Below are 23,302 nucleotides of genomic sequence, written 5' to 3' on the forward strand. Positions count from 1 at the left end.
GCCAAACATTTTGCTGAAGCTAAAAACAAAAAAACCAAGCAGATGCTTGGTTTTTTTGTTTCACGACCTAGAAGCTTATTCGGCTTCTACAGCTGTGTCTAAAGCTTTAGCTGGACGATCGACCAACTCAACATAGGCCATAGGAGCCTTATCGCCTGAACGGAAACCACACTTCAGAATACGAATGTAGCCACCTGGGCGAGTGTTGTAGCGTGGACCAAGTTGACTAAACAACTTACCTACCGCTTCTTTGTTGTTCAAACGAGCAAATGCAAGACGACGGTTAGCAACACTATCTACCTTAGCTAAAGTAATCAAAGGCTCAGCGAAACGACGCAGCTCTTTGGCTTTTGGTAAAGTAGTTTTAATTAATTCATGCTCAACCAAAGAAATAACCATGTTACGAAACATAGCTTTACGGTGAGATGCATTACGATTTAACTGACGACCACTAAGACGATGACGCATGACAATATACCTTCAAAATGGATTGCTTAACGCAATCTCGTTAATCACCCGCACCGAAGTGAGTTGACGGGCGAACTAATAATAAAAACAAAAAAACGAGCACCCCAAGGGATGCTCGCTTTCTGATTTCACTGGTTAATCGTTTCTCAAGCTAGCCGGTGGCCAGTTTTCCAAACGCATACCGAGCGACAAACCGCGTGAAGCGAGTACGTCTTTAATTTCGGTAAGTGATTTTTTACCTAAGTTCGGAGTCTTCAACAGCTCAACTTCCGTGCGCTGAATCAGATCGCCGATATAGTAAATATTTTCCGCTTTCAAGCAGTTAGCTGAACGTACTGTCAATTCCAAGTCATCCACTGGACGCAAGAGAACAGGATCAATAGCCTCTTCTTTTTGTTCAGGAGCTGATTGTTTTTCACCTTCCAGATCAACAAACACTGCAAGCTGTTGCTGCAGAATTGTCGCTGCACGACGAATAGCTTCTTCCGGATCAATAGTGCCGTTTGTTTCCAAATCTAACACCAATTTATCCAAGTCAGTACGCTGTTCAACACGCGCATTTTCTACGCTGTATGCCAAACGCTTAACTGGACTAAAAGAAGCATCCAACTGCAAGCGGCCAATAGCACGACTTTCGTCATCGTCTCTACGACGGCTGTCTGCTGGCTGGTAACCGCGGCCACGCGCAATAGTTAAGCGCATTTTTAATTCGGTATTACCAGTGATATTCGCCAAGATATGATCTGGATTTTTAATTTCCACATCGTGGTCAAGTTGAATATCAGCCGCAGTAACAACACCTGGGCCTTTTTTGGTCAAAGTAAGAACTGCATGATCCTTACCGTGCATGATTACCGCAACGCCTTTCAGGTTCAAAAGGATTTCGATGACATCCTCACGAACACCTTCTATCGCGCTGTACTCGTGCAACACACCTTCGATTTCCACTTCAACAATGGCACAACCGGCCATTGAAGAAAGCAAAATACGACGCAAGGCATTGCCAAGAGTATGTCCAAAGCCACGCTCCAAAGGCTCCAACACCACGCGAGCGTGAGTTGGGCTGCTTTCTGAAACATCGATATGACGCGGAGTCAAAAATTCGTTTACTGCTGTCTGCATAGCCACACCTGTTAGCGGTCCTGTTTAGGGTATCGACGAGTCTCAGGCCTTACTTAGAGTAAAGCTCAACAATCAAGTTCTCATTGATATCAGCTGGCAAATCAATGCGATCCGGAACGCGTTTAAATACGCCTTCTTTTTTCTCGCCATTAACATCGATCCATTCAACGTTACTACGTTGTCCAGCCAAGTTAATTGCGCTTTGGATACGCAGTTGCTTTTTAGCCTTCTCGCGTACGGCAACAACATCACCGGCAGCAACTTGGTAAGAAGCGATGTTGACGGTTTTACCGTTAACACTGATAGCCTTATGTGAAACCAACTGACGCGATTCAGCGCGAGTTGAACCGAAACCCATACGATAAACAACGTTATCTAAACGAGATTCGAGCAATTTCAGCAAGTTTTCACCGCTGGCGCCCTTACGACGAGCAGCTTCTTTGTAGTAACCGCGGAATTGCTTTTCAAGAATGCCGTAAATACGACGAACTTTTTGCTTTTCACGCAACTGCACACCATAGTCAGACAAGCGACCACGACGTTGGCCATGTTGGCCTGGAGCAGTTTCTAATTTACATTTTGAGTCTAAAGCGCGCGCACCACTCTTTAAGAAAAGATCAGTACCTTCGCGACGAGACAGCTTACAAGTAGGTCCAATATAACGAGCCATTTTCTATTCCTCCCCCTTACACGCGACGTTTTTTCGGCGGACGACAGCCGTTGTGAGGAATCGGCGTTACGTCAGTAATGTTGGTAATTTTATAACCAGCATTATTCAGCGCGCGAACAGCAGACTCGCGACCTGGGCCTGGACCCTTAACTTCAACGTCGAGATTTTTTAAACCATATTCTTTTGCAGCTTCACCAGCGCGCTCTGCAGCGACCTGAGCAGCAAAAGGAGTACTTTTACGTGAACCACGGAAACCTGAACCACCAGAAGTTGCCCAAGCGAGTGCATTGCCTTGACGATCTGTAATGGTCACGATGGTATTGTTAAAAGAAGCGTGGATGTGAGCTACACCATCGACTACTGTCTTTTTAACTTTCTTTTTCGCGGTGGTTTTATTACCTGGCTTAGCCATAGCAATTTCTTCCTACTTTTTTGTTACCGTAAGTGAATGAAAGACGTAAGCAAGAATTACTTCTTAATCGGCTTACGAGGGCCTTTACGGGTACGAGCGTTCGTTTTAGTACGCTGACCACGGAGCGGCAGACTGCGACGGTGGCGCAAACCACGGTAGCATCCCAAATCCATCAAGCGCTTAATATTCATAGATATTACACGACGCAGGTCACCTTCAACGGTGCGCTTAGCGACTTCAGCACGGATAGCGTCCATCTGATCTTCAGACAGAGTTCCGATTTTGGTCTCTTCAGAGATACCAGTAGCAGCACAGATCTGCTTAGCTGAGGTACGACCAATCCCGAAAACATAAGTCAACGAGATAACGGCGTGTTTGTTATCTGGTATGTTTACACCAGCAATACGAGCCATTCAAATTACTCCAGTAACACATAAGTTGCAGCGTTGACAGCATAAGCACCACCCTCGCCCCTTGTACAAAAGGCGCGCAGGATAGCGGCATTTACACCATAAAGCAATAGCCAGGTAATTTCTCACCTAACGACAGTCAACGCCCCCAGTAGTTATGCTTTCACTAAAATTTGCAGAAAAGAACAGGCAGGCACCATCACTGGTTAACCTGCCTGAGTTCAACGCAAACAATTAGCAGCTATGCATTAACCTTGACGCTGTTTGTGGCGCGGCTCAACGTGACAAATAACACGTAAAACACCGTTGCGACGAACCATTTTGCAATTGCGACAAATCTTTTTAACAGAAGCACGAACTTTCATCATCCAACCTCAAAATATCAGATTAGCGTGCGTTACCGCCGCCGTATCCTTTTAAGTTTGACTTCTTCATCAGCGATTCATACTGATGAGACATCAAGTGAGCCTGTACCTGGGACATAAAGTCCATTACTACCACTACCACGATCAGCAGTGAAGTACCACCCAGATAGAAAGGCACATTAGTGACTACTATCAAGAATTGAGGCAACAGACAAACTGCGGACATATAGATAGCACCAACAACTGTTAGCCGCGTCAGAACACTATCGATATATTTTGCGGAGTGCTCACCAGGACGAATCCCAGGTATATATGCACCCGACTTTTTTAAGTTATCTGCAACTTCCTTCGGATTAAACATCAATGCCGTATAGAAGAAACAGAAAAACGTTATTAAACCCGCAAATATAAGAATGTAAAGCGGCTGACCTGGACCAATCGCTAAAGCAATCTCTTGCAAGGCTTCATTTAACGGCCCCTCACCACCTTGACCAAACCACTGAGCAATGGATGCAGGGAACAACAAAATACTGCTAGCAAAAATAGCTGGGATAACACCAGACATATTTATTTTTAAAGGCAAATGGCTGCTTTGCGCGGCACGACCTTGTTGGCGCTTGGCATAATTCACTGTAATTCGACGTTGCCCACGCTCAATACGCACAACCAGCCAAATGACAGCCAACGCTAAAAGAGTAACAACAAGCAAGGCTATAACATGTAAGTCACCTTGACGCGCACTTTCAAAGGCTTGGCCAATTGCACTAGGCATACCAGCAACAATACCCGCAAAAATCAGCATTGAAATACCATTTCCAATACCGCGCTCCGTAACCTGCTCACCTAACCACATCATAAATACTGCGCCGGTCACCAAGGAGACCACAGCAACAAAATAATAAGTAAAAGTAGGTTCACCACCAAAGGCATAAGATGAAAAACTAACAGCCATTGCCAAGGCTTGTACGGTTGCCAACACTACGGTGAAGTAACGTGTGTACTGATTGATCTTACGACGACCAGCATCACCTTCTTTTTTCAATTGCTCCAGCGAAGGAGTAACAGATGTGAGCAACTGCATGATAATCGATGCAGAAATATAAGGCATGATCCCTAGAGCCAGAATACTCATACGTTCAAGAGCACCGCCCGAGAACATATTAAACATCCCTAAAATAGTACCTTGATTCTGATTAAACAGATTCGCAATACGCTCTGGATCTAAACCCGGTACAGGTATGTGAGTACCAATACGATAAATCACAATTGCCAAAAACAGAAAGCGAAGACGAGCCCATAGCTCGCCCAAGCCTCTTTGATTTGCTAATGGCAGATTACTTGGAGTCGCCATTCGCACCTCGTTACTCTTCTACTGTTCCGCCAGCGGCTTCAATAGCTGCTTTTGCGCCTTTAGTAACAGACAAACCTTTCACTGTTACTGCCTTTTTCACTTCGCCAGAAGCGAAGATTTTTGCGCGCTTGATAACAGAACTAATCAAACCTGCTTGTTTAAGAGTTTCAATATCAACTACTGAGCCTTCTACTGCATTCAATTCAGACAACCGAATCTGAGCAGACACAAGGCTAATACGAGACGTGAAACCATACTTTGGCAAACGGATTTGCAAAGGCATCTGACCGCCTTCGAAACCTGGTCTAACAGAACCACCAGAACGTGACTTCAAACCTTTGTGACCACGGCCAGCAGTTTTACCCAAACCACTACCGATACCACGACCAACACGTTTTGGCGCTTTGATTCTGCCCGGTGCGGGACTTAGCGTATTTAGACGCATCTTATTCTCCCTCTACCTTAACCAGATAGTTAACCATATTAATCATGCCACGTACTGATGGAGTATCTTCTACTTCAACAGTGTGACGGATGCGACGCAAACCCAAGCCAGCAACGCAAGCTTTGTGGTTTTTCAGACGATGAGCAGTGCTCTTTATCTGCGTCACTTTAATCATTTTCTTAGACATATGAACTCCGCCTTCTAATAATCGAACCAGTCGATTAGTTCAGAATATCTTCTACACTTTTACCGCGTTTGGCAGCAACAGCTTCAGGAGAAGTCATAGCTTTCAATGCGTTGAAGGTAGCGCGAACAACGTTAACTGGGTTGGTAGAGCCGTAGCACTTAGACAGAACGTTTTGAATGCCTGCAATTTCAAGTACCGAACGCATAGCACCACCCGCAATAACACCAGTACCTTGAGAGGCTGGCTGCATGTACACTTTAGAAGCGCCATGAGCACCTTTAATTGGGTACTGGATAGTATCACCATTCAGCTCAACACTGATCATGTTGCGACGTGCTGCTTCCATTGCTTTTTGAATTGCAATAGGTACTTCACGTGCCTTACCACGACCAAAGCCCACCTTTCCGTTACCATCACCAACAACAGTCAGTGCGGTAAATTGGAAGATACGACCACCCTTTACAGTTTTAGCAACACGATTGACTTGAACTAGTTTTTCTTGCAAGCCTTCGTTGTTGTCTTCTTCTTTCTTAGCGTATGCCATATCTCACCCTTAGAATTCCAGTCCGCCTTCACGTGCTGCATCAGCAAGCGCCTTCACACGACCGTGGTATTTAAAACCACTACGATCGAACGCGACTTGAGAAATGCCAGCTGCTTTACCGCGCTCAGCAATGAGCGCTCCAACAGCTTTGGCAGCATCGGAGTTGCCAGTTTTACCACTACGTAGATCTTTATCCAAAGTAGAGGCGCTTGCCAATACTTGTGCACCGTCACCAGAAATCAACTGTGCATAAATATGGCGTGGAGTACGATGAATGGATAAACGCGTTACACCTAATTCACGAATCTTAGCGCGGGCACGGCGTGCACGGCGAAGACGAGTTTGCTTCTTATCGCTCATATCCTAGCCCTACTTCTTCTTAGCTTCTTTACGCAGTACTACTTCGTCCGAATAGCGAATACCTTTGCCTTTATAAGGCTCTGGCTGACGATATGCACGGATTTCAGCGGCTATTTGACCAAGCAATTGCTTGTCAGTGCCCTTCAGTACTATTTCGGTCTGACTTGGAGTCTCAACGGTTACACCTTCTGGAAGAATGTAATTAACCGGATGAGAGAGACCCACAGACAGGTTTACAGTTTTGCCTTCAGCTTTAACACGATAACCCACACCAACCAACGTAAGTTTTTTCTCAAAACCTTGGCTGACACCTTTTACCATGTTATTAACTAGCGCACGGGTAGTGCCTGCTAGCGCATCTGACTGCTTGGCACCGTCACGCGGGGCGAAAGTTAATACATTACCCTCATGCTTAACTTCAACACTCGCGTGAACTTGCAGCGCCAACGTACCTTTGCCGCCTTTAATAGAGAGATTTTGCCCTGATAGACTCACACTCACAGCAGCAGGTACTTCAACCGGACTTTTTGCAACTCGTGACATGACGATTTCCCAATTAGAATACTGTGCAGAGGACTTCGCCGCCCACGCCAGCAGCGCGAGCAGCACGATCGGTCATCACACCTTTACTGGTAGAAACAATTGCAATACCCAAACCAGCGCGAACTGTAGGTATTGCTGCTTTACCAGCATAATTACGCAAGCCAGGACGGCTCACACGGTCAAGCTCTACAATTACTGGCTTGCCTTCAAAATACTTCAGTTCAACTGTTAACTCAGGCTTAGCGCCCTCACTTACAGAAAAACCTACAATGTAACCCTCATCAGAGAGTACTTTTGCAACATTCACCTTCAATTTTGAAGAAGGCATAGTCACCGATGCTTTACCTACACGTTGCGCATTGCGTACGCGGGTCAGCATATCTGCTAACGGATCTTGCATGCTCATTAGATTCTGCTCCTAAAATTAAGCCGAGGCTTACCAGCTGGCTTTAACCAAGCCGGGGACATCACCACGCATGGCAGCTTCACGCAATTTGTGACGGCACAGGCCGAACTTGCGATAAACACCATGTGGACGACCAGTTACGCGGCAACGGTTACGTTGACGTGAAGGACTAGCATCACGAGGCAATTGCTGCAGTTTAATTTGCGCTTCCCAAACTTGCTCTTCAGAAGAAGCAGGACTGAGAATTGCTGCTTTTAATTCAGCGCGTTTAGCGGCGAATTTTTTAACGGTTTGCGTACGCTTAACTTCGCGCGCAATCATTGATTTCTTAGCCATGACGTTACCCTTAGCCTTTGAACGGGAAGTTGAACGCTTTCAACAGCGCACGACCTTCTTCGTCGGTGCGAGCGGTAGTGGTGATACAAATATCAAGACCACGGAGTTTATCTACTTTATCGTAGTCAATCTCAGGGAAAATAATTTGCTCAGTCACACCCATGGAAAAGTTTCCACGACCATCAAATTGCTTAGGACTAATGCCACGGAAATCGCGGATACGCGGAATAGCGATAGTAACCAGACGATCCAAGAACTCATACATACGATCACTACGCAGAGTTACTTTACAACCGATTGGCCAGCCGTCACGAATCTTAAAGCCTGCAATTGACTTGCGAGCATTCGTAACAACGACTTTCTGACCGGCAATCTTCACCAAGTCATTAACCGCGTTCTCAAGCACTTTCTTGTCACCAACAGCTTCACCTACACCCATGTTCAGGGTGATTTTGGTAATGCGTGGCACTTCCATAACATTCGCCAAACCCAGCTCTTCTTTCAGCTTAGGGGCGAGTTCTTTTGTATAAAGTTCTTTAAGCCTTGCCATGTCTAATTACGCCTCTAGGGCTTCGCCATTGGATTTGAAAACACGAACTTTGTCGCCATTTTCAAGGACTTTGAAACCAACACGATCAGCTTTTTTAGTTGCAGCATTATAAATGGCAACATTGGAAGCATGGATCGCAGCTTCTTTTTCTACTATTCCACCAGCAATACTTAACTGAGGATTAGGTTTTTGGTGCTTCTTGATCATGTTAATGCCGCCAACAATCAAACGATCTTCAGCCAATACGCGTATAACTTTACCGCGCTTGCCTTTGTCACGTCCGGCGATAACAATCACTTCGTCATCACGTTTAATCTTACGCATTTGTCTGCCCTCGACTCTTTGTCTGTTCTGAGTACTTAAAGTACTTCAGGCGCCAAAGAAATGATTTTCATAAATTTCTCGCCACGCAACTCACGAGTTACTGGTCCGAAAATACGGGTACCTATCGGAGCATCTTGGTTGTTCAGCAGTACAGCGGCATTGTCGTCAAACTTAATTAATGAACCGTCTAGACGACGCACGCCTTTTTTGGTGCGCACAACCACTGCCTTCATTACTTGGCCTTTCTTCACCTTACCGCGAGGAATTGCTTCCTTAACAGTAACTTTGATGATGTCACCCACGGCCGCATAGCGACGGTGAGAACCGCCAAGAACCTTGATGCACATGACACGGCGAGCACCGCTGTTGTCAGCAACATCTAAGTAGCTTTCTGTTTGAATCATCGTCCGTCTCCGAAACTTTTAAAAGCGCTGAAGTCTTAGACTTCAGCAGCGCGCTCTTCAATTTTCACTAAAGCCCAGGTTTTAGTTTTCGACAGAGGACGCGACTCAGCTACAGTCACTACATCACCCATCTTGCACTCATTGTTTTCATCGTGAGCGTGAAGCTTGGATGATTTAGTGCCGTACTTACCATAAAGCTCATGTTTTACACGACGCTCAATTAACACAGTGATGGTTTTATCCATCTTGTCGCTAACGACCTTACCGGTCAGTGTACGAGCCACGTTAGTTTCTTGAGTCATCGTTAATTACCTGCCTTTTGCTTAAGCGCCGTCTTGATGCGTGCGACGTCTTTACGTACTTGCGCGAGCAAGTGAGTTTGGCTCAACTGACCAGTAGAAGCTTGCATACGCAACTTAAACTGCTCTTTCAATTGATCCAACAAGACGCCATTCAGCTCTTCGACGGATTTTTCGCGGAGTTCTGAAGCTTTCATCACATCACCGAACGTTTAACAAATGTTGTAGAAATTGGCAACTTTGCCGCAGCAAGGGCGAATGCTTGGCGAGCTAATTCTTCGCTCACGCCATCCATCTCATAGAGAACCTTACCAGGACGAATCTGTGCCACCCAGTATTCCACGTTACCCTTACCTTTACCTTGACGCACCTCGAGAGGCTTCTCAGTAATTGGTTTGTCCGGGAATACTCGGATCCAAATTTTACCACCACGCTTAACGTGACGAGTCATCGCACGACGAGCCGCCTCAATTTGGCGAGCAGTAATGCGACCGCGACCAGTTGCTTTCAAGCCAAAATCACCAAAGCTAACTTTGGAGCCACGTTGGGCCAAGCCGCGGTTGCGGCCTTTCATCTGCTTGCGAAACTTTGTACGCTTAGGTTGTAACATTTTGCGTACCCCTTACTTGGACTTGGCGGCTTTTTTCTTAGATGCAGCTTCGGCGTCAACTACTTCACCGATAACCTCACCTTTGAAAATCCACACTTTTACACCAATGATACCGTAGGTGGTTTTCGCTTCGGCAGTTGCGTAGTCAATATCTGCACGCAATGTGTGCAGGGGCACACGACCTTCACGATACCACTCACTACGAGCGATCTCTGCACCACCCAAGCGGCCTCCCACTTGGATTTTGATACCTTCAGCACCTTGACGCATTGCATTCTGTACCGCGCGCTTCATAGCACGACGGAACATTACGCGGCGCTCAAGTTGCTGAGCAACGCCTTGTGCCACTAAAGCTGCATCCAAATCAGGCTTGCGGATCTCTTCAATATTAATATGAACAGGCACGCCCATTTGCTTGCTGACTTCAGCGCGCAACTTGTCAACATCCTCACCTTTTTTACCAATCACGATGCCTGGACGGGCGGTGTGAATGGTAATGCGCGCAGTATTAGCGGGGCGTTCAATATCAACGCGGCTAACTGACGCACTAGCAAGCTTTGCTTGAATGTACGCACGTACTTTCAAGTCGATGTTAAGTTTGTCTGCGTACTCAGTCCCGTCGGCATACCATATAGAGGTATGTTTTTTGACGATACCGAGACGAATACCGTTTGGATGTACTTTCTGACCCATAACGCCTGCTCTCTTACTTATCGGCTACTTTAACGGTGATGTGACAAGTGCGCTTTGTAATACGATCAGCACGACCCTTAGCACGCGGACTTATGCGCTTCAGACTCACACCTTCATCTACAAAAATCGTTTTCACTTTCAACTCATCTACATCAGCGCCTTCGTTGTGCTCTGCGTTTGCTATTGCAGACTCAAGCACTTTTTTGATGATCTCTGCACCCTTTTTGGTACTGAATGCGAGAATATCAAGCGCATCTTCAACGCCTTTACCGCGAATTTGATCGGCTACCAAACGCGCTTTTTGCGCCGACAGACGAGCACCGCTTAATTTTGCTGCTACTTCCATCGTTAAAACCTCTTAGCGCTTCTTAGCTTTTTTATCTGCAGCATGACCGCGATAGGTGCGGGTAGCAGCAAATTCGCCAAGCTTGTGGCCAACCATTTCTTCATTCACAAGAACTGGAACGTGTTGGCGCCCATTATGTACAGCCAAGGTCAAACCCACCATTTCCGGCATAATCATGGAACGGCGCGACCAAGTCTTAATTGGACGACGATCATTACTTGCGATCGCAGCTTCGACCTTCTTAATCAGGTGAAGGTCGATAAAAGGACCTTTTTTCAGTGAACGTGGCACTGTGACTTCCTCTACTCAGCTGTTAAGTCGGCGCTTACTTCTTATCGCGACGACGAACAATCATGTTATCGGTACGCTTGTTGGAGCGTGTTTTGTAACCTTTGGTTGGAGTTCCCCATGGTGAAACTGGGTGACGACCACCAGAGGTACGACCTTCACCACCACCCATCGGGTGATCGACCGGGTTCATTGCCACACCGCGAACGGTAGGACGAACACCACGCCAACGAGTAGCACCAGCCTTACCCAATGAACGCAAACTGTGCTCACTGTTAGACACTTCACCCAAGGTTGCGCGACAATCGCTCAACACTTTACGCATTTCGCCGCTGCGCAAACGCAAAGTTGCGTAAGCACCGTCACGCGCAACCAACTGAGCCGAAGCACCAGCTGAACGAGCAACTTGAGCACCCTTACCAGGCTTAAGCTCAACACAGTGAATTACACTACCCAACGGGATGTTACGGATTGGCAAGGTATTACCGACCTTAATAGCGGCGGCATTACCAGACTCAATTTTGTCACCTGCGCTCAAGTTTTTGGGCGCAATGATGTAGCGACGCTCACCATCTGCATAACATACCAGAGCAATATAAGCAGTACGATTTGGATCGTACTCAAGGCGCTCTACAGTTGCAGGGATGCCGTCCTTATTGCGACGGAAATCGACTACACGGTAATGTTGCTTGTGGCCACCACCAACGTGGCGAGTAGTAATGCGACCAGTGTTATTACGACCACCTGACTTGGATTTTTTCTCCAAGAGTGGCGCATAAGGATCTCCCTTATGCAAATCTGGATTTACAACTTTTACTACAAAGCGGCGACCAGGAGAGGTTGGTTTAGTTTTTACAATAGGCATTGCAACAATCCTCTTACTCAGTTACCGCAAAGTCGATTTCTTGACCTTGCTCAAGACGTACATATGCTTTTTTCCAATCGCTTCTAATGCCGATTCCGTAGCGTGTACGCTTGGTTTTGCCCTTAACATTCATAACGCGAACACTTTGTACTTTAGTGTTAAACAACGCCTGAACTGCGGCTTTAATTTCAAGCTTAGTGGCGCAAGCCAATACCTTGAAGACGACTTGATTGCTAGACTCGCCTGCTGCTGCAGATTTCTCAGACACCACAGGACCTAACAACACCTTATAAATGCGTTCTTGGTTCATCCCAGGATCTCCTCAAATTTTTTCAGAGCAGGAACAGTTACGATAACTTTGTCAAAACCAATCAAACTAACCGGATCAACACCTTGAACATCACACACACCAACTTTATGCAAGTTGCGTGACGCCAAGAACAAGTTCTCGCTCATTTCTTCGGTAACAATTAGCGCAGCTGACAAATCGAACTGAGCCAACTTTTGCACTAAACTTTTAGTCTTTGGCGCATCGATATCAAAAGCATCAACAACGATCAAACGATCTTGACGATTCAACTCAGAAAGAATGCACTGCATTGCTGCACGATACATCTTCTTGTTTAGCTTTTGATCGAAATCACGCGGCTTAGAGGCGAATGTAACACCACCGCCACGCCAAATCGGACTACGAATAGTACCCGCACGAGCACGGCCAGTACCTTTTTGACGCCAAGGCTTTTTGCCTCCGCCAGAAACTTCTGCGCGAGTCTTTTGCGCTTTAGTGCCCTGACGTGAACCAGCCATATAAGCTACGACAGCCTGATGAACCAGATCTTGATTGAACTCTCTACCGAAGGCTACTTCTGATACGGTTACAGTACCTTGAGCGCCGCCGGGACTAACAATTTTTAATTCCATGGTCGATTCCCCTCGGATACTTAACCGTTAGTGCGCGCTTTGACAGCAGGACGCACAATAACGTCGCCACCTGGAGCACCAGGAATAGCACCCTTAACCAGAAGCAGATTGCGCTCAGCGTCGACACGGACAACCTCAAGATTCTGAACGGTTACACGCTCAGCACCCATATGACCAGCCATTTTCTTGCCTTTAAATACGCGACCTGGAGTTTGACACTGACCGATAGAACCTAATACGCGGTGCGACAAGGAGTTACCATGAGTCGCATCTTGCATACTAAAGTTCCAGCGCTTAATACCGCCAGCAAAACCCTTACCTTTAGATGTGCCAGTTACATCAACAATTTGACCTGCAGCAAATGCTTCTACAGTAATTGATGCACCAACTTCGAAAGCTTCTTGAGCGTCGTTACGCAACTCAAACAGATCGCGACCAGCTTCGGCATTCGCCTTTGCAAAGTGACCTGCTTCAGATTTAGTAACACGGGAGGCACGACGAGTACCAACAGTTACCTGCACAGCAGAGTAGCCATCGGTATCTACACTTTTAACCTGGGTGATGCGATTGGGATCAACCTCAATCACAGAGACAGGAATGGATACACCATCATCGGTAAAAATACGAGTCATACCGCTTTTGCGGCCGACGATACCAATAGTCATCTTACTAACCTCTATAGTGTACGGGGCTTTGACCCGCTATGGCCGCCCATTTCAGAGCGTTACACAACCTTGAAGCAACGCTTCAAGACCTAAACATTTGTCAATTAACCGAGACTAATTTGAACCTCAACACCAGCAGCTAAATCTAGCTTCATAAGTGCATCAACAGTCTTTTCAGTAGGCTCTACGATATCCAACAAACGCTTGTGTGTACGAATCTCGTACTGATCGCGCGCATCTTTATTAACGTGCGGAGAGATCAATACAGTGAAGCGCTCTTTACGAGTCGGCAACGGAATTGGCCCGCGCACTTGAGCACCTGTACGCTTAGCCGTCTCAACAATCTCAAGGGTAGAGGCGTCGATAAGCTTATGATCAAAAGCCTTCAGGCGAATTCTAATGCGTTGATTCTGCATGTGAACCAAACTCCAATAATATGTTTTAAAGAACTTCCAGCAGCGAGGGAAAAATGACCCTGCTAAAAGGAGGCGCAATTCTAAGGGCGCAGCTAACAGCTGTCAACAAAAAACCGCCTAATTAGCGATTAATTATACAACCTTAGCAATGCATGAATTTTTAAAAGAAAAAGCGGGCCGAAAGAGCCCGCCTTTTTAGCAGAACATTACTGAACGATTTTGGCTACAACGCCAGCACCAACAGTACGACCACCTTCACGGATAGCGAAGCGCAAGCCTTCTTCCATCGCGATGGGGTGAATCAAGGTAACATTCATTTGGATGTTGTCACCTGGCATAACCATTTCTACGCCTTCTGGCAATTCACAAGCACCCGTTACGTCAGTGGTACGGAAGTAGAACTGTGGACGGTAGCCTTTAAAGAATGGCGTGTGACGACCACCTTCATCTTTAGACAACACGTAAACTTCAGCAACAAACTTAGTGTGCGGAGTTACAGTATTTGGCTTACACAATACTTGACCACGTTGAACGTCGTCACGCTTGGTACCACGCAACAGAACACCAACGTTCTCACCAGCGCGACCTTCGTCTAGCAACTTGCGGAACATCTCAACACCAGTACAGGTAGATTTTTGAGTATCAGCAATACCAACGATCTGAATCTCTTCACCTACCTTGATAATTCCGCGCTCTACACGACCAGTTACCACAGTACCGCGACCAGAGATAGAGAATACATCTTCTACTGGCATTAGGAATGGCTGATCAATTGCACGAACTGGCTCAGGGATATAAGAATCCAAAGTCTCTACCAGCTTACGTACAGCGGTAGTACCTAATTCATTATCATCTTGACCGTTCAACGCCATCAAGGCAGAACCTGGGATGATTGGAGTGTCGTCAGCTGGGAAGTCATAGGTGGCCAACAGCTCACGCAACTCCATCTCAACCAATTCCAACATCTCATTGTATTCTTCAGTGCCCACGCCGCCGCAATCTGCAGCAAGCAAGTCAGCCTTGTTCAAGAACACAACAATGAAAGGAACACCAACTTGGCGAGACAACAAAATGTGCTCACGAGTTTGCGGCATAGGACCATCAGTCGCGCCACACACTAGAATTGCGCCATCCATCTGAGCAGCACCGGTAATCATGTTTTTCACATAATCGGCGTGGCCCGGACAGTCAACGTGCGCATAGTGACGAGCAGGTGAATCATACTCAACGTGTGAAGTATTGATGGTAATACCGCGTGCCTTTTCTTCAGGTGCGTTATCGATACCATCAAAAGCAACAGCAGCGCCGCCCCAAGTCTCTGAACACACGCGAGTCAATGCCGCGGTCAGGGTAGTTTTACCATGGTCTACGTGACCGATGGTGCCCACGTTGACGTGGGGCTTGTTACGTTCAAACTTCTCTTTAGCCACTTTCTAGTCCTCCAAAGGATGAAATATTAAATTATTCAACGTCTCTAACTTTACTTTTCGCACCCACTTCTTCAGCGACATTGCGAGGAGCCTCAAAATACTTCAAGAACTCCATGGTATAAGTTGCACGACCTTGAGTTGCAGAACGGAGCGATGTCGCATAACCGAACATTTCCGCCAGTGGAACCTCAGCATTTACAACCTTACCCATCGGACTTTCGTCCATACCCAGAATCAAACCGCGACGACGATTCAAATCACCCACTACGTCGCCCATATTGGCTTCCGGAGTAACGATTTCAACCTTCATAATTGGCTCAAGCAATACGGCTCCACCTTGCGTAGCAAGTTGCTTGGTAGCCATAGAAGCAGCGATTTTAAACGCCATTTCGTTTGAGTCAACATCGTGATATGAACCATCAAATACAACAGCCTTTAAGCCCAGCAATGGATAGCCAGCCAAAACACCATTTTGCATTTGTTCGGATATTCCTTTTTGAATTGCAGGAATGTATTCCTTAGGAACTACACCACCAACAATCTCATTTACAAACTCTAGCCCCTCAGCATTTTCATCAGCACCAGGGGAGAAGCGAATCCAGCAATGACCAAATTGACCGCGACCACCAGATTGGCGTATGAACTTCCCTTCAATTTCACAGGTGTTGCGAATCGCCTCCCGGTAAGCCACTTGCGGCTTACCGATATTAGCCTCAACACCGAATTCGCGACGCATACGGTCAACAATAATATCGAGATGCAGCTCACCCATTCCGCCAATAATGGTTTGGCCCGTTTCTTCATCAGTCCGCACACGGAAAGAAGGATCCTCCTGAGCCAACTTACTTAGGGCAACGCCCATTTTCTCTTGATCAGCCTTGGTTCTCGGCTCAACCGCCACATGAATGACAGGCTCAGGGAACTCCATGCGCTCGAGTATAATTACCGCATCCGGAGAGCAGAGGGTATCACCCGTAGTGCAATCCTTAAAACCTATACCCGCGGCAATATCGCCCGCAAGCACCTCTTTAATTTCTTGACGCTGATTGGCGTGCATCTGCACCATACGGCCAACGCGCTCTTTTTTACCTTTGACCGAGTTTAAAACCGTATCGCCCGAGCTCAAGGTTCCCGAGTAAACACGAAAGAAAGTCAAGGTACCCACAAAGGGGTCGGTTGCGATCTTGAAGGCCAGTGCAGAAAAAGGTTGATCGTCGCTAGCCTCTCGCGTTGCGACAGTCTCACCATCCTCCAGCAAGCCCTCAATCGCCTTTACTTCTGTGGGTGCCGGAAGATAATCAACGACTGCGTCAAGCATCGCTTGCACGCCCTTATTCTTGAAGGCCGAACCACCAATCACAGGAATAATTTCATTCGCCAAGGTACGCGCACGAATACCCGCCTTAATCTCTTCCTCGGTTAGCTCATCGCCTTCCAAATACTTAGTCATCAGCTCTTCGCTAGACTCAGCGGCAGCCTCAACCATAAACTCGCGCATTTTTTGACAGCTTTCAAGCATGTCATCAGGAATAGACTCGTAGATAAACGTCATACCCTGGTCCGCTTCATTCCAAATAATGGCGCGCATCTTAACCAAGTCGACAACACCGCGAAACTCATCCTCAGCGCCAATGGTCATTTGCAGAGGCACAGCATTGGCACCTAAACGGGTACGCAACTGCTCCACAACTCGCATGTAGTCGGCACCGGTGCGATCCATCTTATTAACAAAAACCAATCGCGGAACTTCATATTTATTAGCTTGACGCCATACGGTTTCGGTTTGAGGCTGAACACCAGACGAACCACAAAGAACCACTACAGCACCATCCAGCACACGCAAAGAGCGCTCCACCTCAATGGTGAAGTCAACGTGCCCGGGAGTATCAATTACATTAATGCGATGCTCTTCAAATTGAGCCGCCATACCTTTCCAGAAAGTTGTTACAGCTGCGGAGGTAATGGTAATACCACGCTCCTGCTCTTGCACCATCCAATCTGTTGTCGCCGCGCCATCATGCACCTCACCAATCCTGTGCGACAAGCCGGTATAAAACAAAACACGCTCAGTGGTGGTTGTTTTACCCGCATCAACGTGCGCACAAATACCTATGTTTCGGTAGCGTGAGATAGGAGTTTTACGTGCCATGGCGGTATTCTCCTGATATCAAACAAGATATCGAACATTTACATCTAAATAGCAAACACTTAAAAAAAGCAAAGGCAGCAACTGCTGCCCCCACCTTACAAAGGCAATTAGAAACGAAAGTGCGAGAACGCCTTGTTCGCTTCAGCCATACGGTGAACGTCTTCACGCTTCTTAACCGCAGCACCCTTACCTTGAGCAGCATCCATCAATTCGCCAGCCAAACGCTGAGGCATTGATTTCTCACCGCGCTTACGGGAGTAATCCACCAACCAACGCATAGCCAAAGCGGTGCGACGTGATGCGCGAACTTCAACTGGAACCTGGTAGGTTGCACCACCCACACGGCGAGATTTAACCTCAACCAGCGGAGCGATGTTTTCGAGAGCCTCAGTGAAAACCTCTAGAGGATCACGATTCAATTTGGTACTAACAATATCCATAGCGCCATAAATAATGCGCTCTGCTACTGACTTCTTACCACTAATCATTACGTGGTTCATAAACTTTGCCAAAGTTACGTTACCGAATTTTGGATCCGGTATCGTTTCGCGCTTGGCGACAACTCTTCTTCTTGGCATTTTAATAGCCTCTCTTCAGGGAATGTCTAAGACAACATGGCAAGCCCAATTGCTTGAAAGTCGCTTAGCCTTACTCAGTTCTTAACCGAAAATTCAAACGTAAAGTAGCTGCGGCGGATAGGTTACCCGCCCAGTATTACTTAGGACGCTTAGCACCGTATTTAGAACGACCTTGTTTACGCTTGGCAACACCAGAAGTATCCAGTGAACCGCGTACAGTATGGTAACGAACACCTGGCAAGTCTTTAACACGACCGCCACGAATCAGTACAACACTATGCTCTTGCAAGTTATGGCCTTCACCGCCGATATAAGAAGACACTTCGAAGCCATTGGTCAAACGAACACGGCATACTTTACGCAATGCTGAGTTTGGCTTTTTAGGTGTAGTCGTATAAACACGAGTGCAGACGCCGCGTCTTTGCGGATTGCCTTGCAGAGCAGGTACGTCGCTCTTTTCTACGATGGGTTTTCTCGGCTTACGAATCAACTGATTGATCGTTGGCATGAAAACTAACTCCACAGATAATACGCCTTCATTATTGAAGGCCGGTTTAAAGAAAGCAGGACCGAATTCATCAGAACTCGCCCACTAGCTTCCCGCTCGGAAAAAGCGGGTTGCGCATTGTAAAGATGCAACCCGCCATCGTCAAGGCGATGACCTTAACTCAAGCCACTTATTGAACAAAAAATAGGAGGGATTTGAGCAAAAAAGCAAGGCTGGAATTACCAGCCTTGCTTTTTCATCGCCGTACGGGGCCAACAAAAGACATCAACCCCTTAAGCTTCAGCACTAACCCAAATTGGCGCTAGATTTTAGTGCCTCGGTCAATGCCGCTTCTACATCTTCAGCACTTACACCTATATCGCCCGCTGCCGCGTCTTCGCGACGACGCTTGCGGTCTGAGTGATAGGCCAAACCTGTACCAGCAGGAATCAAACGACCCACTACAACGTTCTCTTTCAGACCGCGCAATGTATCTTTTTTACCGGTAACCGCAGCCTCGGTAAGAACGCGCGTAGTCTCCTGGAAAGATGCCGCAGAGATGAACGATTCAGTCGCAAGAGACGCCTTGGTAATACCCAGCAATTGGCGCTCGTACGCGGCCGGCTGGCGCCCTTCTGCACGTAGCTTCTCGTTCTCTTCAAGCAAGTTAGTAAATTCAACCTGCTCGCCTTTCACGAAGCTAGAGTCACCCATGGTGCCAACTTCAACCTTACGCAGCATCTGACGCACGATAGTTTCAATATGCTTATCGTTAATCTTCACGCCCTGCAAACGATAAACATCTTGAATTTCGTTGGTGATGTAACGAGCCAACATCTCAACGCCCTGCAAACGCAAAATATCGTGTGGATTACTAGGACCGTCAGACACAACCTCACCCTTAGCAACCATCTCTCCTTCAAACACAGTCAATTGACGATGCTTAGGAATCAAGACTTCGTAATGGGTTGAGCCATCATCCAACACCTGACCATCAGTCGGGGTAATGATCAAACGACGCTTGCCTTTAGTCTCTTTACCGAAGCTTACGGTACCGGAGATTTCCGCCAGGATTGACGGCTCTTTTGGACGACGAGCTTCAAACAAGTCAGCAACACGCGGCAGACCACCGGTGATATCACGGGTCTTAGAACCCTCCTGTGGAATACGCGCAATAATGTCGCCCACGTTGATGATATCGCTATTGTTGATGCTCAAAATTGCTTTTGGTGGCAACAAGTAATGCGCAGGCACATTAGTATTCGCAAGGAACAACTCTTTACCTTTTGCATCAACCAAGGTTACCGCTGGACGCAAATCTTTACCGGCCGATGGACGCTCAGCTGGATCTAGCACTTCAATGGAGCTCAGACCAGTCAGCTCGTCAGTTTGGCGACGAATAGACAAACCATCTTCCATTCCCGAGAAGGCAACAGTACCCGCCACTTCCGATACAATAGGGTGAGTATGCGGATCCCATTTGGCGATAACCTGACCGCCTTTAACGGCTTCGCCGTCTTTAACAGTAATCAACGCGCCGTAAGGAATCTTATAACGTTCACGCTCACGGCCGTTACCATCGGCAATTGCCAATTCACCTGAACGCGATACAGCCACAAGGTTACCCGCAGGATTGCTTACAACCTTAACGTTGAGCAAGCGTACAGTACCTTCTTGCTTAACTTGTACGCTATCGGCAGCAGATGCTCTTGATGCAGCACCACCAATGTGGAAGGTACGCATGGTTAACTGGGTGCCTGGTTCGCCGATTGACTGAGCGGCAATTACACCTACAGCTTCGCCTACGTTTACGCGATGACCACGGGCCAAATCGCGACCGTAACACATGGAGCAGATGCCGCTGCGCGCATCACAAGTAATGGGCGAGCGCACCAAGACTTCGTCGATACTCATGGCTTCAACGCGCTCAACCCAAGCTTCGTCGATCATGGTGCCCGCAGGAACCAAAATCTCATCAGTACCTGGGCGAATTACATCGCGCGCAATAATGCGACCGAGAATACGATCACCTAGCGATTCGATGACGTCGCCGCCTTCAATTACCGGTGACATGGTCAAACCTTCGTCAGTACCACAATCAATTGCGGTTACAACCAAGTCTTGAGCAACATCAACCAAACGACGCGTCAAATAACCAGAGTTCGCGGTTTTCAGTGCGGTATCCGCCAAACCCTTACGTGCACCGTGCGTCGAAATAAAGTACTGAAGTACGTTTAGGCCTTCACGGAAGTTCGCTTTAATCGGCGTTTCGATAATCGAGCCATCTGGACGCGCCATCAAACCACGCATACCCGCCAACTGACGAATCTGCGCAGGCGAACCACGCGCACCTGAGTCGGCATACATAAACACTGAGTTGAAAGAAGGTTGACGCTCTTCCACACCATCGCGATTGATCACGCTTTCGGTAGAAATACCTTCCATCATCGCTTTTGCTACCAAGTCATTGGCACGCGACCAAATATCGATAACTTTATTGTACTTCTCACCCTGAGTAACAAGACCAGATGCATATTGGGTTTCGATTTCTTTCACTTCGGCATCAGCACGACCAATGATGGCAGCCTTAGCATCAGGAATAGTAAAGTCGTTTACACCAATAGATGAACCCGAACGAGTTGAGAACTCATAACCGGTATACATCAAGCGGTCAGCAAAAATAACGGTTGCCTTCAGGCCCACTACGCGATAGCAATAGTTAATTGCGGCAGAAATTGCCTTCTTCGCCATGGGACGATTGATCATTTCCAGCGGCATACCTGCAGGGCAAATATCCCACAATAGAGTACGACCCACGGTAGTATCAACAATCTTAACTTCAGTTGTTCTTTCGCCCTCGGCACCAATTAAGGTCTCACTCAAACGCACTTTAATGCGCGCCTGCAGGTCGACTTGCTTGGAGTAATACGCACGAGAAACTTCAGAAATATCCGCAAATATCATGTTTTCGCCTTTAGCGTTAACACGATCGCGCGTCATCCAATACAGACCCAAGACCACGTCCTGAGAAGGGACGATAACAGGCTCGCCCGATGCAGGAGAAAGGATGTTGTTAGTGGACATCATCAACGCCCGCGCTTCCAACTGAGCTTCAATCGTTAGCGGAACGTGAACTGCCATCTGATCACCGTCGAAGTCGGCGTTGTACGCAGAACAAACGAGCGGGTGCAATTGGATTGCTTTACCTTCAATAAGCACAGGCTCAAACGCCTGAATGCCTAAACGGTGAAGCGTTGGTGCGCGGTTCAATAACACCGGGTGTTCGCGGATTACTTCGTCGAGAATATCCCAAACAACAGCTTCTTCACGCTCAACCATTTTCTTAGCGGCTTTGATTGTTGTGGCCAAACCGCGCAATTCTAGTTTGCTAAAAATAAACGGCTTGAACAATTCCAATGCCATTTTCTTCGGCAGACCGCACTGATGCAGACGCAGAGTTGGACCTACCACAATCACCGAACGACCAGAGTAGTCAACACGCTTACCGAGCAAGTTCTGACGGAAACGACCTTGCTTACCTTTGATCATGTCAGCCAAAGATTTTAATGGGCGCTTATTCGAACCGGTAATTGCACGACCGCGACGACCATTATCGAGCAACGCATCGACCGACTCTTGCAGCATACGCTTTTCGTTGCGCACGATAATATCAGGCGCATTTAGATCAAGCAGACGCTTCAAACGGTTATTACGGTTGATGACGCGACGATATAAATCATTCAGATCAGACGTTGCAAAACGACCACCATCGAGCGGCACCAATGGACGCAAATCTGGCGGCAATACAGGCAAGACCTCTAATACCATCCACTCAGGTTTATTACCCGAGAAGAAGAAAGCTTCCAAAAGTTTCAAACGCTTGGAATACTTTTTGATTTTGGTTTCACTGGTGGTATTCGGTATTTCTTCACGCAGACGTTGAATTTCTGATTCCAAATCAATCGCACGCATTAAAGTCTGAATTGCTTCAGCCCCCATTTGCGCCTCAAACTCGTCACCAAACTCTTCCATGGCTTCAAAGTATTGCTCATCAGTGAGCAATTGACTGCGCTCAAGCGTGGTCATGCCAGGCTCAGTCACTACATAGCTTTCAAAATAAAGTACACGTTCGATATCACGCAGGGTCATATCCAACAGCAAGCCAATACGGCTCGGCAACGACTTCAAAAACCAAATGTGGGCAACTGGGCTAGCCAATTCAATATGACCCATACGCTCACGGCGCACTTTTGCGAGAGTGACTTCAACACCACACTTTTCACAAATAATGCCGCGATGCTTCATGCGCTTATACTTGCCGCACAAACATTCATAATCTTTTACTGGACCAAATATTTTGGCGCAGAACAAACCTTCACGCTCAGGCTTGAAGGTACGGTAGTTAATGGTTTCCGGCTTTTTTACTTCACCGAACGACCACGAACGAATCATCTCGGGTGATGCCAAGCTGATGCGAATAGAGTCGAACTCTTCAACCTGTCCCTGGGACTTGAGTAAATTCAGTAAGTCTTTCAAGGCGCTTTCTCCTGTTAGCTCCGCGGGAGCTTTCATTAAACTTCGAAGGCAATAATCTGCTGTGCAATACGCGCTAGGTGGAACGTAAAAGACACTCGATAATTCGAATGCCTTTTACACTT

Annotated in this window: 33 protein-coding genes; all 33 read right to left on the reverse strand. The window is 47.1% G+C overall.

Annotation, left to right across the window (positions count from 1 at the left end; genetic code table 11):
• Positions 1 to 75: 75 nt before the first annotated feature.
• On the reverse strand, positions 76 to 468 hold the full coding sequence (rplQ, locus tag AC0KUT_RS17375) for a 50S ribosomal protein L17 (protein ID WP_488831671.1): 393 nt from the start codon (positions 466 to 468) through the stop codon (positions 76 to 78).
• Between the two features lie 135 nt (positions 469 to 603).
• On the reverse strand, positions 604 to 1,590 hold the full coding sequence (locus AC0KUT_RS17380; protein ID WP_488831672.1) for a DNA-directed RNA polymerase subunit alpha: 987 nt from the start codon (positions 1,588 to 1,590) through the stop codon (positions 604 to 606).
• Positions 1,591 to 1,639: 49 nt separating this feature from the next.
• Positions 1,640 to 2,260, reverse strand: coding sequence for a 30S ribosomal protein S4 (gene rpsD, locus AC0KUT_RS17385; protein ID WP_488831673.1), 621 nt, complete (start codon positions 2,258 to 2,260; stop codon positions 1,640 to 1,642).
• A 16-nt stretch (positions 2,261 to 2,276) separates the two neighbouring features.
• Complete coding sequence (gene rpsK / locus AC0KUT_RS17390; RefSeq protein WP_488831674.1) at positions 2,277 to 2,672, reverse strand: 30S ribosomal protein S11; 396 nt, start codon at positions 2,670 to 2,672, stop codon at positions 2,277 to 2,279.
• 56 nt (positions 2,673 to 2,728) lie between these two features.
• On the reverse strand, positions 2,729 to 3,085 hold the full coding sequence (gene rpsM / locus AC0KUT_RS17395; protein ID WP_488831675.1) for a 30S ribosomal protein S13: 357 nt from the start codon (positions 3,083 to 3,085) through the stop codon (positions 2,729 to 2,731).
• A 245-nt stretch (positions 3,086 to 3,330) separates the two neighbouring features.
• Positions 3,331 to 3,447 (reverse strand): 50S ribosomal protein L36, encoded by a 117-nt coding sequence (gene rpmJ, locus AC0KUT_RS17400; protein ID WP_488835779.1) that lies wholly within the window; start codon positions 3,445 to 3,447, stop codon positions 3,331 to 3,333.
• 22 nt (positions 3,448 to 3,469) lie between these two features.
• Positions 3,470 to 4,798: a preprotein translocase subunit SecY gene (gene secY, locus AC0KUT_RS17405; protein WP_488831676.1), complete on the reverse strand. Its 1,329-nt coding sequence runs from the start codon at positions 4,796 to 4,798 to the stop codon at positions 3,470 to 3,472.
• A 10-nt stretch (positions 4,799 to 4,808) separates the two neighbouring features.
• Entirely contained in the window at positions 4,809 to 5,243 is a 435-nt protein-coding gene (gene rplO / locus AC0KUT_RS17410) for a 50S ribosomal protein L15 (protein WP_488831677.1), read from the reverse strand.
• A gap of 1 nt (position 5,244) precedes the next feature.
• Complete coding sequence (gene rpmD, locus AC0KUT_RS17415) at positions 5,245 to 5,430, reverse strand: 50S ribosomal protein L30 (protein ID WP_488831678.1); 186 nt, start codon at positions 5,428 to 5,430, stop codon at positions 5,245 to 5,247.
• Positions 5,431 to 5,464: 34 nt separating this feature from the next.
• A complete protein-coding gene (rpsE, locus tag AC0KUT_RS17420; RefSeq protein WP_488831679.1) occupies positions 5,465 to 5,974 on the reverse strand; it encodes a 30S ribosomal protein S5 in 510 nt (169 codons plus the stop codon).
• Positions 5,975 to 5,983: 9 nt separating this feature from the next.
• Positions 5,984 to 6,334, reverse strand: coding sequence for a 50S ribosomal protein L18 (gene rplR / locus AC0KUT_RS17425; protein ID WP_488831680.1), 351 nt, complete (start codon positions 6,332 to 6,334; stop codon positions 5,984 to 5,986).
• 9 nt (positions 6,335 to 6,343) lie between these two features.
• On the reverse strand, positions 6,344 to 6,877 hold the full coding sequence (rplF, locus tag AC0KUT_RS17430) for a 50S ribosomal protein L6 (RefSeq protein ID WP_488831681.1): 534 nt from the start codon (positions 6,875 to 6,877) through the stop codon (positions 6,344 to 6,346).
• Positions 6,878 to 6,890: 13 nt separating this feature from the next.
• Positions 6,891 to 7,283: a 30S ribosomal protein S8 gene (gene rpsH, locus AC0KUT_RS17435; protein WP_488831682.1), complete on the reverse strand. Its 393-nt coding sequence runs from the start codon at positions 7,281 to 7,283 to the stop codon at positions 6,891 to 6,893.
• A gap of 30 nt (positions 7,284 to 7,313) precedes the next feature.
• Entirely contained in the window at positions 7,314 to 7,619 is a 306-nt protein-coding gene (gene rpsN, locus AC0KUT_RS17440; RefSeq protein WP_488831683.1) for a 30S ribosomal protein S14, read from the reverse strand.
• 10 nt (positions 7,620 to 7,629) lie between these two features.
• A complete protein-coding gene (rplE, locus tag AC0KUT_RS17445; RefSeq protein ID WP_488831684.1) occupies positions 7,630 to 8,169 on the reverse strand; it encodes a 50S ribosomal protein L5 in 540 nt (179 codons plus the stop codon).
• 6 nt (positions 8,170 to 8,175) lie between these two features.
• Positions 8,176 to 8,493: a 50S ribosomal protein L24 gene (rplX, locus tag AC0KUT_RS17450; RefSeq protein ID WP_488831685.1), complete on the reverse strand. Its 318-nt coding sequence runs from the start codon at positions 8,491 to 8,493 to the stop codon at positions 8,176 to 8,178.
• Between the two features lie 35 nt (positions 8,494 to 8,528).
• Positions 8,529 to 8,897 (reverse strand): 50S ribosomal protein L14, encoded by a 369-nt coding sequence (gene rplN, locus AC0KUT_RS17455; RefSeq protein WP_488831686.1) that lies wholly within the window; start codon positions 8,895 to 8,897, stop codon positions 8,529 to 8,531.
• 35 nt (positions 8,898 to 8,932) lie between these two features.
• Entirely contained in the window at positions 8,933 to 9,199 is a 267-nt protein-coding gene (gene rpsQ / locus AC0KUT_RS17460; protein ID WP_488831687.1) for a 30S ribosomal protein S17, read from the reverse strand.
• 2 nt (positions 9,200 to 9,201) lie between these two features.
• The gene (rpmC, locus tag AC0KUT_RS17465) at positions 9,202 to 9,393 is read right to left on the reverse strand and encodes a 50S ribosomal protein L29 (RefSeq protein ID WP_488831688.1); all 192 of its coding nucleotides are present in this window, start codon (positions 9,391 to 9,393) and stop codon (positions 9,202 to 9,204) included.
• Positions 9,393 to 9,806, reverse strand: coding sequence for a 50S ribosomal protein L16 (gene rplP / locus AC0KUT_RS17470; RefSeq protein ID WP_488831689.1), 414 nt, complete (start codon positions 9,804 to 9,806; stop codon positions 9,393 to 9,395). The genes rpmC and rplP overlap by 1 nt, the downstream gene beginning before the upstream one ends.
• A gap of 12 nt (positions 9,807 to 9,818) precedes the next feature.
• On the reverse strand, positions 9,819 to 10,499 hold the full coding sequence (rpsC, locus tag AC0KUT_RS17475; RefSeq protein ID WP_488831690.1) for a 30S ribosomal protein S3: 681 nt from the start codon (positions 10,497 to 10,499) through the stop codon (positions 9,819 to 9,821).
• A gap of 13 nt (positions 10,500 to 10,512) precedes the next feature.
• Positions 10,513 to 10,845 (reverse strand): 50S ribosomal protein L22, encoded by a 333-nt coding sequence (gene rplV, locus AC0KUT_RS17480; protein WP_488831691.1) that lies wholly within the window; start codon positions 10,843 to 10,845, stop codon positions 10,513 to 10,515.
• Between the two features lie 12 nt (positions 10,846 to 10,857).
• On the reverse strand, positions 10,858 to 11,136 hold the full coding sequence (gene rpsS, locus AC0KUT_RS17485) for a 30S ribosomal protein S19 (protein ID WP_039912567.1): 279 nt from the start codon (positions 11,134 to 11,136) through the stop codon (positions 10,858 to 10,860).
• A 34-nt stretch (positions 11,137 to 11,170) separates the two neighbouring features.
• A complete protein-coding gene (gene rplB, locus AC0KUT_RS17490; RefSeq protein ID WP_488831692.1) occupies positions 11,171 to 11,998 on the reverse strand; it encodes a 50S ribosomal protein L2 in 828 nt (275 codons plus the stop codon).
• Positions 11,999 to 12,011: 13 nt separating this feature from the next.
• On the reverse strand, positions 12,012 to 12,308 hold the full coding sequence (gene rplW / locus AC0KUT_RS17495; protein ID WP_488831693.1) for a 50S ribosomal protein L23: 297 nt from the start codon (positions 12,306 to 12,308) through the stop codon (positions 12,012 to 12,014).
• A complete protein-coding gene (rplD, locus tag AC0KUT_RS17500) occupies positions 12,305 to 12,919 on the reverse strand; it encodes a 50S ribosomal protein L4 (RefSeq protein ID WP_488831694.1) in 615 nt (204 codons plus the stop codon). The genes rplW and rplD overlap by 4 nt, the downstream gene beginning before the upstream one ends.
• A 20-nt stretch (positions 12,920 to 12,939) precedes the next feature.
• The gene (gene rplC / locus AC0KUT_RS17505) at positions 12,940 to 13,584 is read right to left on the reverse strand and encodes a 50S ribosomal protein L3 (protein ID WP_488831695.1); all 645 of its coding nucleotides are present in this window, start codon (positions 13,582 to 13,584) and stop codon (positions 12,940 to 12,942) included.
• A gap of 104 nt (positions 13,585 to 13,688) precedes the next feature.
• Entirely contained in the window at positions 13,689 to 14,000 is a 312-nt protein-coding gene (rpsJ, locus tag AC0KUT_RS17510; protein ID WP_142929808.1) for a 30S ribosomal protein S10, read from the reverse strand.
• Positions 14,001 to 14,206: 206 nt separating this feature from the next.
• Positions 14,207 to 15,430, reverse strand: a complete 1,224-nt coding sequence (gene tuf, locus AC0KUT_RS17515) for an elongation factor Tu (RefSeq protein WP_488831696.1) — start codon at positions 15,428 to 15,430, stop codon at positions 14,207 to 14,209.
• A 31-nt stretch (positions 15,431 to 15,461) separates the two neighbouring features.
• The gene (gene fusA, locus AC0KUT_RS17520) at positions 15,462 to 17,579 is read right to left on the reverse strand and encodes an elongation factor G (RefSeq protein WP_488831697.1); all 2,118 of its coding nucleotides are present in this window, start codon (positions 17,577 to 17,579) and stop codon (positions 15,462 to 15,464) included.
• Between the two features lie 107 nt (positions 17,580 to 17,686).
• Positions 17,687 to 18,157 carry a 30S ribosomal protein S7 gene (rpsG, locus tag AC0KUT_RS17525; RefSeq protein ID WP_488831698.1) on the reverse strand — a complete coding sequence of 157 codons (471 nt, stop codon included), beginning with the start codon at positions 18,155 to 18,157 and terminating at the stop codon, positions 17,687 to 17,689.
• Positions 18,158 to 18,293: 136 nt separating this feature from the next.
• On the reverse strand, positions 18,294 to 18,665 hold the full coding sequence (gene rpsL, locus AC0KUT_RS17530) for a 30S ribosomal protein S12 (RefSeq protein ID WP_488831699.1): 372 nt from the start codon (positions 18,663 to 18,665) through the stop codon (positions 18,294 to 18,296).
• Positions 18,666 to 18,950: 285 nt separating this feature from the next.
• Positions 18,951 to 23,096, reverse strand: coding sequence for a DNA-directed RNA polymerase subunit beta' (gene rpoC / locus AC0KUT_RS17535; RefSeq protein ID WP_488835781.1), 4,146 nt, complete (start codon positions 23,094 to 23,096; stop codon positions 18,951 to 18,953).
• Between the last annotated feature and the right edge of the window lie 206 nt (positions 23,097 to 23,302).

The sequence above is a fragment of the Cellvibrio sp. 25HG11W-0 genome (assembly GCF_057815475.1).